Origin of the sequence: Meiothermus rufus DSM 22234 (genome assembly GCF_000423425.1) — a bacterium.
In the GTDB taxonomy this organism is placed as follows: Bacteria; Deinococcota; Deinococci; order Deinococcales; family Thermaceae; genus Meiothermus; species Meiothermus rufus.
In genome coordinates this window covers 1-15,382 of the sequence record NZ_AUHY01000063.1, presented here as the reverse complement: position 1 = coordinate 15,382, position 15,382 = coordinate 1, and the positions used below count along the sequence as shown (strand labels likewise).

The window sequence follows — 15,382 nt, the reverse complement described above, 5'->3', positions numbered from 1 at the left end:
TTGAGGAGGCCTGCTGTGCTCTGGGGATTGCCTTGTTTGTGCTGCCGCCGAGGAGTCCTAAACTCAATGGTCACGTGGAGCGGGTGCAACGGACCTTTAGGGAGGAGCTCTATACCCGGCCTCTGCCCCCCCGGCTCAGCGAGCTACAGGCAGAGCTGGATGCCTACCTGGACCACTACAACCGCCGAAGGCCTCACATGGCCCTGGGGGGTCTTGCTCCCTTGGAGTATTTAGCTAAGATGCAGGAGGAGTCGGTTCCCCAGTCTCACATGTGTTGACCGATTACACCACTCTGCGTCCGAGAGGTCGCTGGGGTAAAATCTACGTGTAGGCATCACCCTTCCAGTATTGCGGACTTTTACAACAGTTTCTTAGATTATTGAAGGGTTTATGGTTGTCCTTACAGGGGAAATCTTGATAGACCTAATCGGTCGGAACCAGGCCTCTGGCTCCGCCCTAGCCTATACAGGTGTTCTAGGGGGTTCAGCCCTGAATACCGCCTCCATACTGGCTAAGGTTGGGGTTCCCACCCGCTTTGTGGGGGAAGTAGGCCAGGACTTCCTGGGCCAGTGGGCGCTGGCACGCATTGCCGAACGCAAAATTGAGACCCGCTTTATTCAACAGCTGCCCGGCGTGACTACCCCCCTAAGTTTAGCTGAGTTAAACGCCGAAGGCGAGGCGCGGTTTTCCTTTTACCGCTGCTTTGGCGATACGCGCTTTAACCCCGACAGCGCGGCAATGGCCCGGGCTCGCTGGTTCCACTTCGGCTCTTATTCGGCCTTTGAACCACGCAATACGGCTGGGATCCAAGACTTGCTGGAAATCGCCCGGGAACACGATGTGCTGGTCAGCTTCGACCCCAATCTGCACACTCCACCCAACGAGGCCTACTGGGAACAGCTCTGGCGCTATATGCCCTATATTTCCGTTTTTAAAGCCAGCCTGGATGACGCCCGGCTCCTATTCCCCAACGCAGGCAGCGACCCTCAGACCCTCCTCGAGCGCTTGGTGGAGCTGGGCGCACCGATCACCGTACTCACCCTGGGGGCTCTTGGAGCTATGGCAGCCTTCCGTACCCGTATGGTGCGGGTGCCAGCAGTTAAGGTGAACGTGGTAGACACCATTGGGGCCGGCGACGCCTTTACCGCAGGGCTAATCTACGGCCTCCTGAAGCAGGAGATCGGCTCGAGGGTAGATTTACTCGCCTGGAACGGCACTCAGCTCCCGGTCATTCTGGCCTCTTCCTCCCATCTAGCCGCCATTACCTGCACTACCGACGGTGCCCATCCCCCCGAACCAGCCCTGCAGGCCTGGTGGGAGCGTTTTGGCTAGCGGGCAAAACCAGAATAACCCCGGCCTTCCGACCGGGGTTGCGCCAGGGGTAGAGCTAAACCCGGGCCGCGGTGCGGCTATCCCGGGCCATGGCGTGCCCGATGGCTTTCTCGTGCCCGTCCACCTCAAAGGCGTGGAGCTTGCCGGTGTCTACCAGCAGCTCGACCGTATCGCCCGGTAGCACTACCGCGTGGCCATCCACTTTGGCGGTAAGCATATGCCCCCCCACATCCACGTGCACCTCGGTATCGGCCCCTAGAGGCTCCACCACCTCCACCTGGCCCTTGACCAGGTTGTCCCCCTCGGGAATGGTGGTCCAGCCCCTAAGACCGATGTGCTCAGGGCGGATACCCATCCAGACCTCTTTGCCGTTGTAGGGCATCAGGCTCTCGCCCAGGATGGGGTTGGCCTTGACCTTGAAGCCATCGCCCACAAAGTAGGCCTGCCCCCCCTCCACCTGCACCCTCGAGCGCAGAAAGTTCATGGAGGGTGAGCCGATGAAACCAGCCACGAACTTGGTTTCGGGGAAGTCGTAGAGGTTCAGGGGGGTGTCGACCTGCAAAACCTCGCCATCCTTCATCACTACGATGCGCTGGCCCAAGGTCATGGCCTCAACCTGGTCGTGGGTGACATAGACGGTGGTAACCCCCAGGCGGCGCTGCAGCTTGGCAATTTCGGCCCGCATCTCCACCCGCAGCTTAGCGTCGAGGTTGGAAAGGGGCTCGTCGAAGAGGAAGACCTTAGGCTCACGCACGATGGCCCGACCCATGGCCACCCGCTGGCGCTGCCCGCCCGATAGCTCGCGGGGCTTGCGGTGCAGCAGGTGATCGATCTTGATGATGCGGGCTGCCTCCTTGACCCGGCGATCGATCTCGTCTTTGGGCACCCGGCGCAGGCGCAGGCCAAAGGCCATGTTCTCGTAGACGTTCATGTGGGGGTAAAGGGCGTAGTTTTGAAAGACCATGGCGATGTCCCGGTCTTTGGGGGGGACATCGTTGACCAGACGGTCGCCGATATAGAGCTTGCCCTCACTAATATCTTCCAGACCGGCGATCATGCGCAAGGTGGTGGTCTTGCCGCAGCCCGAGGGCCCCACGAAGACCACAAACTCACCGTCCTCGGTCTCGAGGTTGAAATCCTTAACCGCCGTGACCTTGCCGAAGCGCTTGTACACGTGTTCCAACCGAATTTTAGCCATCTTGGCCTCCACTGTATCCGTACCGACCCCCACGCTGTGAGACCTCGCCTGGGCGAGCCCATCGGGGAGTATGGCGGTACAGGCCCAGTCTACTCATAGCCCCTTAAGGCTTCAATAGGGGCTCAGTCGGCAGCCGCATCAGAGGGTCTGCGTTTGAGGTTCTGCACCACCAGCTCGGAGATATCCAACACCTGCGGGGCCTGGCCCTCGGGTTCTTGGGCCGTCTCAAGGTTCATCATCTGCATGCAGAAGGGGCAGCCTACCGCAATGGTAGAAGCCCCCGTCCCTTTGAGCTCGCGGTAGCGGTTGGTGGAAACCCGTTCCTGGCCCGGCTCCTCCTCCTTCCAAAACTGGGCTCCACCGGCACCGCAGCAGAAGCTATTAGGGCCGTGGCGGACAGGCTCGTGCAGCTTTAGGCCGGCCGCCTGAAGAACCGCTCGAGGAGGAGCGAATACCCCGTTGTGCCGCCCCAGATAGCAAGGGTCGTGGTAGGTGACCTCACCCTTCATCGGCAGAAGCTCAAGTTTCCGTGCCCCGATTAGCTCCGCGATGAACTCGGTATGGTGCTTGACCTGGTAGTGGCCGCCAAAATCCTTGTACTCGTTGGCCAAAGTGTGAAAGCAGTGCGGACAGGTGGTCACAATGGTCTTAGGCCGCGCCTGCATAGCTGCATTTAGGGTTTCTACGTTTTCGGCAGCAAGCTGCATGAATAAGAACTCGTTTCCCGCACGCCGCGCTGCATCACCGGTGCATTTTTCCCGTTTGCCCAAAACGGCCCAGCGGAGACCGGAAGCCTGCAAAATTTCCGCAAAGGCCCGGGCGGTCTTCTGGGCCCGGGGGTCGTAGGCCGGGGCACAGCCCACCCAGTAGAGCACCTCGGCTTCGGGGTTCTGCTCCACGGTGGGCACCTCGAAGCCCAGTCCCTCGGCCCAGGCCAGGCGCTTGTCGGCCCCCAGGTTCCAGGGGTTGCCGTTGCGCTCCATACCCTTGAAGGCATTGTTGAGTTGGGCGGGGAAGACCCCTTGCATCATCACCTGTTCGCGCCGCACATCCAGGATGTGCAGCATCGGCTCGTTGCCCACCGGGCAAACCTCCACACAGGCATTGCAGGTGGTACAGGCCCAGAGGCTCTCGCTGTTGAGGGCAAACGCCAAAAGCGGGCGAGGGCTTTCCCTCCCAGCAGCGAAATCCGGCAGGATGCGGTTTAGCTCGTAGCGCTCGTTGATAAGGATGGCCGAGGGCGAAAGGGCTTTGCCGGTGGTGTAGGCTGGGCAGACCTCCTGGCAGCGGTTGCACATGATGCAGCTATAGGCGTCTAAAAGACGGGGCCAGGTGAAGTCTTCCAGCCGGGCCACCCCAAACTTCTCCATTTTCTCCAGGGCCTCGAAATCTGGGGCAATGGGTGTGAGCGCCCCCGGCTTCTCTTTCTTGAAGGCCAGGTTGAGCGGGGCGAGAAACAGGTGGATGTGCTTAGAGCGGGCAAAGTAGGGGATAAAGAGCAGGATAGAGCCCAGGGCAAACCACCAGAAGAGGTGCTCGAGGATCACGATTTGATCCACATCCACCCCCATGAACAAAGCCGAGGCCCACCAGGCCACCGGCTGGTAGGGGTCGGGGCCGTGCTCGAGGTTGGCAGCCTGGGCAGCTTTATGCAGCAGGCGGCTACCCACGTGGAAAAAGATGAACCCAGCTACAATGGCCGAGTCGCGCGGAATCCCTTGGCGTACCTTTTCATGCAGGGGGGTCTTTTCGTTCCAGCTAAAAGTCTTGCGGCCCAGGGCAGAAAAACGCCGAATCATCAGGCCCACAATCCCCAACAGGATAAGGGCGGTGAGTAGGTCGGCCACCAGGTTATAGCCGTTCCAGAAGCCTCCCCGTGCCTTGAAGGGGAAAAACCCTTCCAAGACGTCCACCAGGTTCACGCTCAGGTAAAAAACGAAGCCGTAGAACACAAACGCGTGCAGCAGGCTGACCCAAGGCCGCTTTTTGAAGACGGTCTGCATGGTCAGGGTCTGCCACAAAGCCCGACCCAATCGGGCTGGAAGCCGGTCAAAACGGTCTTCTGGCTGGCCCCGGCGGATGGCCCGGTAAACGCGGTAAAGCGCACCCCCACCAAAGTAAAAAGAGGCCAAAAGCAGGAGGAGGAAGGCGATTTTTTCCGGGATAGTGAGCATAGGGTCTCCCATCAAAACAAAAAGTTGAACTGGGTACAAGTTTATCGGTTGACCCGGCTTCCTTCAAGCCCAAAAGATAGGTGGCGTAGAATCAAGCCGATGAATACTTTTGTGCTGGCTTGGATTCTGCTTTTGCTCTTCGCCCTGATCAACAACTACATCGTCTATCGCCTGCTCAGGCAGCGGGGCCGGGGCGAACTGATGTGGATTAGCCTTTTGGCTACCGTAGTCCCCATCGCCCTCTTCGCCCTTTGGCCCGGTGCTTTTACCCTGATGGCCTTCCCTCTTTTGCAAAGCCTGGGGTTGCTGGCTATTGTGCGCCTAGTACAGCGCTAAACCGGCAGGTAGCCCGGATACCGACCACAGCCTTCTCTTCATCCTCAAGCCAGGGGATGTGGTCTTACCAGGGCTCCCCTTCAGACACCGCCAGGGTGGCGGGTATCACAAGGGAATGTTCCCGTGCTTCTTATAGGGACGCTCCTCCTGCTTGTGGGCCAGCATCGCAAAGTGGCGGATGAGCAGGTAGCGGGTCTCGCTGGGATCAATCACGTCGTCAATATAACCGCGACTAGCCGCCACATAGGGGTTGTCGAAAGCCTTTTTATACTCAGCAATCTTAGCCTGGCGGGTGGCCACAGGGTCAGGCGAGGACTGGATTTCCTTGCGATAAATGATGTTGGCCGCTCCCTCGGCCCCCATCACCGCCACTGCCCCGGTAGGCCAGGCTAGCACGACATCGGCTCCCATATCGCGCGAGTTCATAGCCAGATAGGCACCCCCATAGCTCTTGCGGGTTATCAGGGTGATTTTGGGTACGGTGGCCTCGGCATAGGCGTAGAGCATCTTGGCCCCGTGGCGGATGATGCCTTGGTGCTCCTGGGCCACCCCTGGTAGAAAACCGGTCACATCCACCAGGGTAAGAATGGGGATGTTGAAGCTATCGCAGGTGCGGATGAAGCGGGCGGCCTTATCAGAGGCGTTGATGTCCAGCGCCCCAGCCATGAAGCGAGGGTTGTTGGCCACAATACCTACGCTCTGCCCCCCTAGGTGGGCAAACCCGATCAGGATATTCTTGGCAAAGTTGGGCTGAAGCTCTAAAAACTCACCATCGTCCACAATGGTCTGGATAATCTGGTGCATGCTGTAGGGCCGACGGGGGTCGGGGTGTACCAGCTCTAATAGCTCGGGGGTTTTGCGGCTCTTGGGGTCCTGGGTGGGCCTGGGGGGCGGGGTTTCGCGGGCGTTCTGCGGCAGGTAGGTGAGTAGTTTTTTGATGGTGTCCAAGACGCCCTGATCACCCTCGCACTCGAGGTGGGCCACCCCCGACTTGGTGGTGTGCACGGCAGAACCACCCAGCTCCTCGAAGCTCACCTCTTCGCGGGTTACGCTCTTGATCACCTCGGGCCCGGTAATGAACATGTAGCTGATCCCCTTGCTCATCAGCACAAAGTCGGTGATGGCCGGACTGTACACCGCCCCACCTGCACAGGGCCCCAGGATAGCCGATATCTGCGGCACCACCCCAGAGTAGATGGCGTTGCGGTAGAAGACCTCACCATAACCAGAAAGGCTGTCTACCCCTTCCTGGATGCGGGCCCCTGCCGAATCGTTGAGGCCGATAATCGGGGCCCCCACCTTGGCTGCCATGTCCATTAGCCGGGCGATCTTCTGCCCGTGGGTCTTGCCCAGGCTGCCACCCAACACGGTAAAGTCCTGGCTGAAGACGAAAACCAGACGCCCGTTAATCTGCCCATAGCCGGTGACCACCCCGTCGGCTGGGGCGTGCACACCGCGCATTAGCTCACTCTCGGGATGCTCGGCAAAAGGCTGCAACTCAACAAAACTACCTTCATCGAGCAGGTAATTGATGCGTTCACGGGCGGTCATCTTGCCCGATTCGTGCTGCTTCTTAACCCGCTCTGGCCCCCCCCCAGCCAGGATGCGCTTGCGTCGCTCCTCCATCTCGGCCAGGAGCTCTTCCATCAAAGCACGGGTGTTGTCTGCCATAACGTCCGTATCTTACCAATGGAAGCCAGGGCAACCCCGCCTGCGGTATGATGACCGTGCCAAGCAAGCACGACCATGAAACTCTACCTGATCCGCCACGCCATCGCCGAGGAGGCCCAGCCGGACCAGCCCGACGCAGCCCGAGCGCTCTCAGCCGAGGGCATTGCGCGCTTCAAAGGGGTGGTGCGGGGGCTAAAGCGGCTGGGCGTGACCTTTGATCATCTCTACCACAGCCCCCTGCTCCGCGCAGTCCAGACCGCCGATCTGCTGGTGGGTCTGCTCGAGGGGAAAAGCCAGGTGACCCCACACCTGGCCACCGAACCTGGCCCCGAACTCTTGCAGGAGCTCTACGGTGAAACCGTGGCTTTGGTGGGCCACGAACCCTGGTTGGGCCAGCTATGCGCCTGGCTACTGACCGGGCAGAAAGAGGCCTCGAGCTTCCCCTTCAAAAAAGGAGGGGTGGCCCTGCTCCAAGGCTCTCCCCACCCCGGCCAGATGCAGCTTTTAGGCTTCTGGTCGCCCAAGCTTCTACGCCACCTGGGCGAATAAACCCTCAGCCCAGCCGAAACGGGGTGCGCTGACCAGCCAGGGCCATCTCCCGAGCCTCCTGCGGGGCCCAGGAAAGCCCCAGCACCGCCCGGTAGGCCCGCAGGGCCTTCTCCCGCTGGCCCAACAAGTCGGCAAGCTGTCCATAGCGGGCCAGGGTATAGCCCGGTAGATATTCAGGGTATTGAAAATCGCTGTGGACTAACTCTTCCAGCAAGGCAAAAGCGTCTTCCGGCTGGCCCGCGGCCAGGTAAATCTGGGCCGCGCAGTACAAGGCCTCGGGGCTTTCCACCTTTCCTAGCTGCTGGAGCAACACCGCCCAGTCGTCGGCCTCGTGAAGCTGCCAGGCCCGGTCTAGAATGCTGCGCTGGCGCTCGAGCTCAGTAGGGGGGTGATCCTGGGGTAGCTGGCAAACCCCCTGCGGTAGGCTTTCCAGAAGCAATGGGTAATCGAGCAGGTCCACCAACACCGCCCAGCGCCCTTGGCTGCTCCCTAGGCGCTCGGCCACCTGCTGCATACGCCTCTGCCGGAAACCGGTGGCTGGCCCCTCGCCGAAAAACCGCTCGTACTCCCGATGGTAAACTCGCAAAGCCTCAATCAACGGGGCCTGGGTGAAGTCGGCAGGGGTATGGGGGCGGCAGAGTAGTTCCCGCAGGCCTTCCTCTAGGTGCGCTGCCTGAGCCAGAATCTGCTGGCCCTTGGGGTACTGGCCCAGGGCCTCGCGAAACTGCTCAGCCTGAACTTTAAGGTAAGCCTGGGCATCCAGGGCCTCCACCGGCACTTTGGCCCTTTCAGCCCAGGGCAAAACGTGGAACAATGGGATATCGTGTTGGTCGCGCCAGCTTCCCGCGGCCAACTCCTCAGAGCTATACGAAGCCAGGCCTATTCTATGGGGCTGGTAGAGTCGAACCAGCTCCACTATGGTCGCCCCGTTGTAGCGCGGGTGCAGAATGTGAAAGGGGCCCAGCGTAGGGATGAGCAAAACCGACACGCCCGGTATTCTAGACCTAAAAGACCGCAACTACCGTTTTGCAATGCTCAATGGTTGGTTCGTGCTGTTGGGCGATGCCTTTTTCAACGGTTCCATCGTCCTGGCCTCCTTTGCCGCCAAGCTCGGGGCAGCCAACTGGATGATTGGGCTTTTGCCCTCCTTGCTCAATGCAGGCTCGATGGTGCCTCAGGTTTTCCTGGCCGCCTACGTGGCCCGACTGCCAGTCAAGGTAACGCTCTACCGCCGGATGGCCCTGCTGCGGGTAGCTAGCCTAGCCCTGGTGGCCCTGGGCGGCTTTGTGCTGGGCCAGCACCCCGACCTATTGCTGTGGGTCTTCGCTCTTGGGCTGGGGCTCAATGGTTTTTTCACCGGGTTCTCCAGCCTGCCCTTCTGGGAGACTATTGCCAAAACCATTCCCATGGAGCGCCGCAGTGGGCTTTTCGCCATGCGTAACCTGGTCGGAGGGGCGCTGGCTTTCCTGGCGGGCTTTTTGGTACGCTACATCCTCGAGCTCCCGCTGCCCTTTCCCTACCCCTACGCCCTGCTCTTCACCCTGGGCACCCTGGTGTTTGCTTATGGCTGGCATATCTTCGGCCAAATCCACGAACCGCCCGACAAAGAAGTGCGCCGCGAGCGCATCTCGCTAAGCCTACCCTTTCGCGATTTCTATTTCCGTCGCTTCCTACGGGTGCGCATCCTGCTGGCCCTAGCCAGCATGGTAGAGCCCTTCTACGCCGCCTACGCGGTGCGGGTTCTGGGCCACAAAGGCGAGATCGGGGTCTACCTGATGGTGTACACCCTGGCCTCGGTGCTTTCCAACCTGCTGTGGGCGCGCCTCTCCCGCCGCTTTGGCTCCCGCAGCCTGATCCTGATTGGGGCCGGCCTAGGGGCGCTGGCCCCCCTCCTGGCCCTCTTACTGAGCCCTTCAAGCTTCTGGGTGGTGTTCGCTTTACAAGGAGCCTATCTGGCCGCCATTGGGGTAGGAACCGCCACTTACCTGGTCAACCTGGCCCCTACCGATGCCCGCAGTTCGTACATTGGCCTTTCCAACACCATTGTAGGGCTCTTGGCCTTTTCGCCCGTGCTAGGGGGCCTGCTAGCCGACCGGGTAGGCTACACCGGGCCTATGGTCGTGGCTGCTCTCTGCTACGCCTGGGCTTTATACGCCGGGCGTCGGCTAAAGCTTTTGGAACCGGTAGGGCCTGCCCGCTAAAGCCGCTGCTGTAGGTTTGACGGGCCTGCCGTCGGGGCGTAGACTCTTTGCAGGAATGGCTTCTCGGCAGACGAATAGGCCCAGGGAGAATCTCTAAATGGGTTTTAGAGGTTCTCCCGGCCAGAAAGCCGGGAATTTTTGTTTGAGGTGCCTATGCAAGCTGTGCTACCCGATGGACGAACCCTAGAGCTGAAGCCCGGTGCCACCGCTGCCGATGCCGCTAAAGCGATTGGCCCTGGTCTGGCCAAAGCAGCAGTGGGGGCTATTGTCAACGGCGAGCTCTACGACCTTTTCAAACCCCTGCCCGAGCGGGCCGAGCTGCGCATCCTAACCGATAAAGACCCTGAGTACGCCCAACTTTTCCGCCATACCCTGGCCCACGTGATGGCCCAGGCGGTGCGGGAGCTCTTCGCTGAGCGCGGCTATGCCCCAGAGCAGGTCAAGCTGGCCATCGGGCCGGTTATCGAAAACGGCTTTTACTACGATATAGACGCCCCAGAGCCACTACACGAAGAAGACCTGCCCCCCATCGAGGCAAAGATGCGGCAGATTCTGGCCGCCGACCTACCCCTCGAGCGTTTCGTCCTTCCCAGGAGCGAGGCCCTCCAGCGCTACGAGGGGGTTGACCCCTACAAAACCGAGCTCATCCAAGACCTGCCGGAAGACGAAGAGATCAGCTTTTACAGGCAAGGCGACGAGCGCTTTGGCTTCACCGACCTGTGCCGGGGGCCCCACGTGCCCAGCACGGGCCGCATCCCCCCCCACTTCAAGCTAACCAGCATTGCGGGTGCCTACTGGCGAGGCGACGCCAGGCGCCCCATGCTCCAGCGCATCTATGGCATTGCCTTTCGCACCAAGGAGGAGCTGGAGCACTATCTCTGGCAGCAGGAAGAGGCCAAAAAGCGCGACCACCGCAGGCTGGGAGCCGAGCTGGAGCTCTTCACCATCAGCGAGGAGGTAGGCAAAGGGCTGCCCTTGTGGCTACCCCGGGGCGCCTTCATCCGGCGCCAGATGGAAAACTACATGTACGAGAAGGAGCAGGAGCACGGCTACCACTACGTCTACACCCCGCACATCGCCAACGCGCGGCTCTACTACACCTCAGGCCACCTGCCCTACTACAAAGACGACATGTACGCACCCATCGAGATTGAGGGAGAGGAGTACTACCTCAAGCCGATGAACTGCCCGCATCACCACATCATCTATAAGGCCCGGCCCCGCAGCTACCGCGAGCTGCCCTTGCGCCTGGCCGAGTTTGGCACGGTTTACCGCTTCGAGCTTTCAGGCACCCTCACCGGCCTGACCCGGGCTCGAGGCTTCACCCAAAACGATGCCCACATCTATTGCTCCAGGGCCCAGGTCACCGAGGAGTTTATAAAGGTCATCCAGCTTTTCGACGAGGTCTACCGCGACTTCGGCATCTCCGACTACTGGTTCCGCCTTTCCTTGCCCGACTTTGAAAACAACCCAGAGAAGTTCGGCCAGGAAAACGACAACTGGCGCGACTCTATCGCCGCTATTCGCAAGGCCCTCGAGCTGACCGGGGCCCGCTACGAAGAAGGCATCGGCGAGGCCACCTTCTATGGCCCCAAGCTCGACGTGCAGATTCGCAGCGTGCTGGGAAAGGAAGAAACCATCGCCACCAACCAGCTCGACTTTATCGTACCAGAGCGCTTTGGCCTGGAGTTCACCAACGAAAAGGGGCAGAAGGAAACCCCGGTGGTGATTCACCGGGCCATTATGGGCAGCTTTGACCGCTTCTTCGCCTTCTACCTCGAGCACACCGCAGGCAACTTCCCCTTGTGGCTCTCCCCCATCCAAGCCGTGCTGGTACCCATTGCTGACCGGCATCTAGAGTACGCCCAGAAGGTGGCCGCCGAGATGCGCAAGCACCGCTTGCGGGTGGAGATTGATAGCCGTTCTGAACGCATGAACGCCAAAATCCGCGATGCTGAGCTACAGAAAATCCCCCTGATCCTGGTGGTGGGCGACAAGGAGGCCGAGGCCGGTACGGTGAACGTGCGGGAACGGCAGGTAAAGGCTCAGCGCAGCTTAGCCGTGGCCGCCTTGATCGAAGAAATGAGCCAGCGGGTTGCGGCCCGGCGGTAGGGAAACCCCGGTAGTCCCCCGCACCCAGCCGGCGTATGATGGGCTTTGTGAGTCGGCCTTTTGTGATTGGCATTGCCGGAGGAAGCGGCAGTGGCAAAACTACCGTTACCGAAGCGGTGGTTCGGGCTGTGGGGCCTCAGCACGTGGCCTTGCTGCCCATGGACAACTACTACAAAGACAACGCCCATCTACCTTTTGAAGAGCGCCTAAAGCTCAGCTACGACCACCCCGATGCCTTCGACCTCGAGCTTTACCTGGCCCATATCCAGCAGCTTTTGACCGGTCAGCCGGTCGCGGTGCCGATATACTCCTTCAAGGAGTACACCCGTGCACCCCAGACCCTCGAGGTTCGGCCTGCCCCGGTGGTGGTGCTGGAGGGCATTCTGCTCTTGGTAGATGCCCGGCTGCGGGCCTTGATGAACCTCAAAGTCTTCGTGGATACCGATGCCGATGTGCGTTTTATCCGACGGTTGCAGCGCGACCTGATGGAGCGGGGCCGCAGCGTGGAAAGCGTGATCAAACAGTACCTCGAGCACGTGCGCCCGATGCACCTTTCCTTTGTCGAACCCTCCAAGCGCTATGCCGATGTGATCATCCCCCACGGGGGACACAACCAGGAAGCCCTGGCTATGCTCAGCGCCCGGGTGCGTAGCCTGGTTTCCACTGAAAACGCTATCCAGATGGGGGGTCGAGGGTGAGAGCGGCCCACTTCCTGCGCTGGGGGGTGGTGGTGGCCACCCTTTTGAGTCTCCCGGCCCTCTGGCCGCGGATGCAGGCCGAGCGCCCGGGGCCAGTGGTGCTGCTAATGGACGGCGAGGAGGTGGCCGACCGGGCCCGCTTCAGCGGCAAAACCTTCCTGGAGCAGATGGAGGCCTACCGGGCCTTGGGCGTCAACGGTGTGGCCCTTTACGAGCAGACCGTGCGTAACTGGGTCAATCGAGGGGTGCTAACCTACCACCCCGCCAACACCCTGGGGCTGCTCTACCCCAACGCCCGGATTCAACCCGGCTGGTTCTACCTCACCGGCCCGGCGGAGTGGCTCGAGGCTCTGCCTGCCCGTTGGAACATCCCCGTAGAAAAAGTGTTGATTGGCACCCAAAGCTGGCTGGCCACCCCGGTCAACGTGGAGTTTTTCCCTGCGGGCTATGACCTAGCCTTGGCCCGCGAGCTGAAAGCCCAGGGCTTCTACCTAGCGGCCCGGCCTCTGGACCACCCCTACCGCCGCTACGATGGCGTGCTGATTCCACCCGAGGCCGATGCGGTCATCTTCACCGGGCTGGATGTGCTGGGGTACAAAAACAACCTAGAGAGGGTGGCCGAGGGTCTCGCAGGCCGACCCATCGCCTGGATCGAGGGCACCCCCCAGCGCGGCTTTGCCGAGCTCAGCCGAAGCCTCCCGGTAAAGCGGCTCTTCAGCATCCGCCCAGAGTGGCAGGATCGGCTCTCCCCTGCTGAAACCGCTGATAAGTTCGTGCTAGCCGCCCGTGAGCGCGGCCACCAACTGCTCTACTTACGCCCATATAAACAACCAGAGGATACCGAAAGCTTTTTACGCCTGCTAAAGCACGACCTGGAGCGCTCTCGCGTACCCATTGGCCCACCCACTCCCCGCGACTTCTCCCCATCCCCCCTGCGCTGGATTGCGCTGGTTGGGGTGGGGGCCGGACTGGGTTTGCTGGCCTTGGGTCTGCCCCAGCCCCTAGGGCTTCCGGTCGTTTTGTTTCTGGTTTTACTGGCCTTAGGGGTGGCTCGAGGCGAGGCCGGGCCGCTGCTGGCTGCCATGGTCTTTCCGGCTTTGGGCTTCCTCGAGCGGCAACGGCGTGGCCTAGGCTTGTGGCTGGCCGCGGTGCTTTACTCCCTGGCTGGGGCAGTCTTCCTGGCTGCCCTGGGAAGCACGCCCCAAAGCGTGCTGGGGCTGGCTCCTTTTCGCGGGGTCTCGCTGACCCTTTTGGTCCCCCCTCTGCTGGTGGCCCTTTCCTTCCTACCCGCAGCCTTCAAGACCGCCCTAAACCAGCTCTACCAGCATCCCCTCAAACTGGGCGAGGTGGGCCTGGCCCTACTGGGGCTGGGTGTGCTGGGACTGGCCTTGCTGCGCCGGGGCAACGATGCGGCCCCCGCCCTGGTGCCCGACTGGGAGCTGCAACTACGGGCCTATCTTCAAGATGTCATGGTACGGCCCCGCTTCAAAGAAATTTTCGCCCATGCCCTGGCCCCCATCGCCCTACTGCTGCCCTGGCCCAACTGGCTTAGAAACGCCCTGCTGGTGCTAGTAGCGGTGGGGATGGGCTCCATTCTCAACACCTTTTCCCACTACCACACCCCCCTCAGCATCTCCTTCTTTCGGGTGGTCAACGGCCTTTTAATCGGGCTGGCCCTGGGCTGGGCAGGGCTTTGGATCATCCGCGGGCTACGCCAATGGTGGCTCAGGTAAACGCATAGTAGGCGGCAGCATGCCAAGATGAACGGGGAGGGCTAGGATGCGCATCGGGGTTAGCGGCTATTACGGCTTTCAAAACGCAGGCGACGAAGCCATCCTCGAGGCCATTGTGCAGGAGATTAAGGCCCGAGGGCATCAGCCGGTAGTCTTCTCCCACAACCCCACTGAAACCGCCCAGCGCTATGGGGTAGAGGCCGTTTCGCGTAGCCACCCCCTGGCGGTCTGGCAGGCCCTAGGCCGCCTGGACCTGCTGCTCTCAGGCGGAGGAGGGCTGTTGCAAGACAAGACCTCGAGCCTAAGCCTGTGGTACTACCTGAGCATCCTCGGCCTGGCCCGTCGCCGAGGGTGCGCGGTCTGGGTGTTCAATCAATCGCTGGGCCCCTTGAGCCGTGCGGGTGAGCGCCGGGTGCAACGGGCTTTGCGCGGGGTACCTTGCCTCTTCCGCGACGTGACCTCACTGACCTACGCCCAACGCCTCGGCCTCGAGGCCCACCTAGGTGCCGACCCCGCCCTGCTGCTTTCCCCCCCACCGGTAGAACGCGAGCCCAATATGGTGGTACTGGTGCCCAAATACGGCACGGAGGAGGCCAATGCCAACCTGCACAGGCTGGCCGACCGGCTGCGGGCAGAGGGGTACGAGGTGGTCATCCTAGGGTTGCAGCCCGGCTTCGATGAGCCGGTACTGGAACGGTTTAGCCGCTTCACCCGTGAGCTAGCCTGGGACCCCCGCCGGGTCAGCTACCTCTTAGCCCAAGCCAGCTATGTGGTCTCGGTACGGTTGCATGGGGCCATCCTGGCTGCGGCAGCCGGAACGCCCTTTGCTGGCATTGCCTACGACCCTAAGGTCGCCGGTTTCTGCCAGGATGCCGGGGCCGTCTGTCTGGACATGCCCGGTGACCCCAACCTGCTGGCCTCGGCCATTCTGGCCCGGCAACAACCCAGCTGGAAGGCGGTCGAGGAAATGAAAGCTCGAGCCCGCAACAGCTTCGACCGGGTTCTGGCCAGCCGCTGGCCGGGACGGGTTAAAAGCACCGGATCAGCCTCTGGGTAACAAAACCGGGGTCTCTGCAACCCCGGCTTTTTGCGTCCTGGGCTGGCGCGCCCGGGAGGATTCGAACCCCCGACCTACCGCTTAGAAGGCCAATCCGTAAATGTTTAGCTGTTTTGCCTTTTGTATGTTTTGCTTTCCTGGTCGTATTTTTGACAGATTCGATTTTTTGCTACTTCCAGTTTTCTTAGGTAAGCCTCTGTTTTTGTAGGTGTAATAAGGTGTCAAGGTTCAGTGCTGCCTGCCGCCGGTCTTCTTCTTGTAAGTGTTGGTATATCCGAAGGGTTAGGGCGGGATCTTTGTGTCTCAAGCGGTCGGCTACCT

The 15,382-nt window shown here is 61.0% G+C and carries 12 protein-coding genes and 1 pseudogene; 9 read left to right on the top strand and 4 right to left on the bottom strand.

Annotated features, from left to right (window positions below):
- A pseudogene (locus tag G552_RS16020) lies at nt 1–331 on the top strand (integrase core domain-containing protein); the annotation flags it as partial.
- 59 nt (nt 332–390) lie between these two features.
- A complete protein-coding gene (locus G552_RS0111150) occupies nt 391–1,332 on the top strand; it encodes a carbohydrate kinase family protein (RefSeq protein ID WP_027883113.1) in 942 nt (313 codons plus the stop codon).
- A 55-nt stretch (nt 1,333–1,387) separates the two neighbouring features.
- Here the strand turns inward: G552_RS0111150 and G552_RS0111145 are convergent, their stop codons facing one another.
- Both G552_RS0111145 and G552_RS0111140 read right to left on the bottom strand, forming a co-directional pair.
- Nucleotides 1,388–2,530, bottom strand: a complete 1,143-nt coding sequence (locus G552_RS0111145) for an ABC transporter ATP-binding protein (protein WP_027883112.1) — start codon at nt 2,528–2,530, stop codon at nt 1,388–1,390.
- A gap of 122 nt (nt 2,531–2,652) precedes the next feature.
- Nucleotides 2,653–4,704 carry a (Fe-S)-binding protein gene (locus tag G552_RS0111140; RefSeq protein WP_027883111.1) on the bottom strand — a complete coding sequence of 684 codons (2,052 nt, stop codon included), beginning with the start codon at nt 4,702–4,704 and terminating at the stop codon, nt 2,653–2,655.
- Between the two features lie 99 nt (nt 4,705–4,803).
- Here G552_RS0111140 and G552_RS0111135 point away from each other — a divergent pair, with 99 nt between their 5' ends.
- A complete protein-coding gene (locus G552_RS0111135) occupies nt 4,804–5,040 on the top strand; it encodes a hypothetical protein (RefSeq protein ID WP_027883110.1) in 237 nt (78 codons plus the stop codon).
- A gap of 105 nt (nt 5,041–5,145) precedes the next feature.
- Here G552_RS0111135 and G552_RS0111130 read toward each other — a convergent pair whose 3' ends face one another.
- Nucleotides 5,146–6,711, bottom strand: a complete 1,566-nt coding sequence (locus G552_RS0111130; RefSeq protein WP_027883109.1) for an acyl-CoA carboxylase subunit beta — start codon at nt 6,709–6,711, stop codon at nt 5,146–5,148.
- Between the two features lie 75 nt (nt 6,712–6,786).
- Between G552_RS0111130 and sixA the strand changes: the two genes are divergently transcribed.
- A complete protein-coding gene (gene sixA, locus G552_RS0111125) occupies nt 6,787–7,260 on the top strand; it encodes a phosphohistidine phosphatase SixA (RefSeq protein WP_027883108.1) in 474 nt (157 codons plus the stop codon).
- Between the two features lie 4 nt (nt 7,261–7,264).
- Here sixA and G552_RS0111120 read toward each other — a convergent pair whose 3' ends face one another.
- Nucleotides 7,265–8,248 (bottom strand): tetratricopeptide repeat protein, encoded by a 984-nt coding sequence (locus tag G552_RS0111120; RefSeq protein WP_245575183.1) that lies wholly within the window; start codon nt 8,246–8,248, stop codon nt 7,265–7,267.
- Here G552_RS0111120 and G552_RS0111115 point away from each other — a divergent pair.
- The 5 genes from G552_RS0111115 (at nt 8,232) to csaB (ending at nt 15,061) form a co-directional block, all read left to right on the top strand.
- Nucleotides 8,232–9,461, top strand: a complete 1,230-nt coding sequence (locus G552_RS0111115) for an MFS transporter (protein WP_027883107.1) — start codon at nt 8,232–8,234, stop codon at nt 9,459–9,461. The genes G552_RS0111120 and G552_RS0111115 overlap by 17 nt on opposite strands.
- A 153-nt stretch (nt 9,462–9,614) precedes the next feature.
- Nucleotides 9,615–11,573 (top strand): threonine--tRNA ligase, encoded by a 1,959-nt coding sequence (thrS, locus tag G552_RS0111110; RefSeq protein WP_027883106.1) that lies wholly within the window; start codon nt 9,615–9,617, stop codon nt 11,571–11,573.
- A 35-nt stretch (nt 11,574–11,608) separates the two neighbouring features.
- Nucleotides 11,609–12,271: a uridine kinase gene (gene udk, locus G552_RS0111105; RefSeq protein WP_027883105.1), complete on the top strand. Its 663-nt coding sequence runs from the start codon at nt 11,609–11,611 to the stop codon at nt 12,269–12,271.
- 71 nt (nt 12,272–12,342) lie between these two features.
- Entirely contained in the window at nt 12,343–14,004 is a 1,662-nt protein-coding gene (locus G552_RS0111100; protein ID WP_425411438.1) for a DUF5693 family protein, read from the top strand.
- 46 nt (nt 14,005–14,050) lie between these two features.
- Entirely contained in the window at nt 14,051–15,061 is a 1,011-nt protein-coding gene (gene csaB / locus G552_RS0111095; protein WP_027883103.1) for a polysaccharide pyruvyl transferase CsaB, read from the top strand.
- Nucleotides 15,062–15,382: the final 321 nt, after the last annotated feature.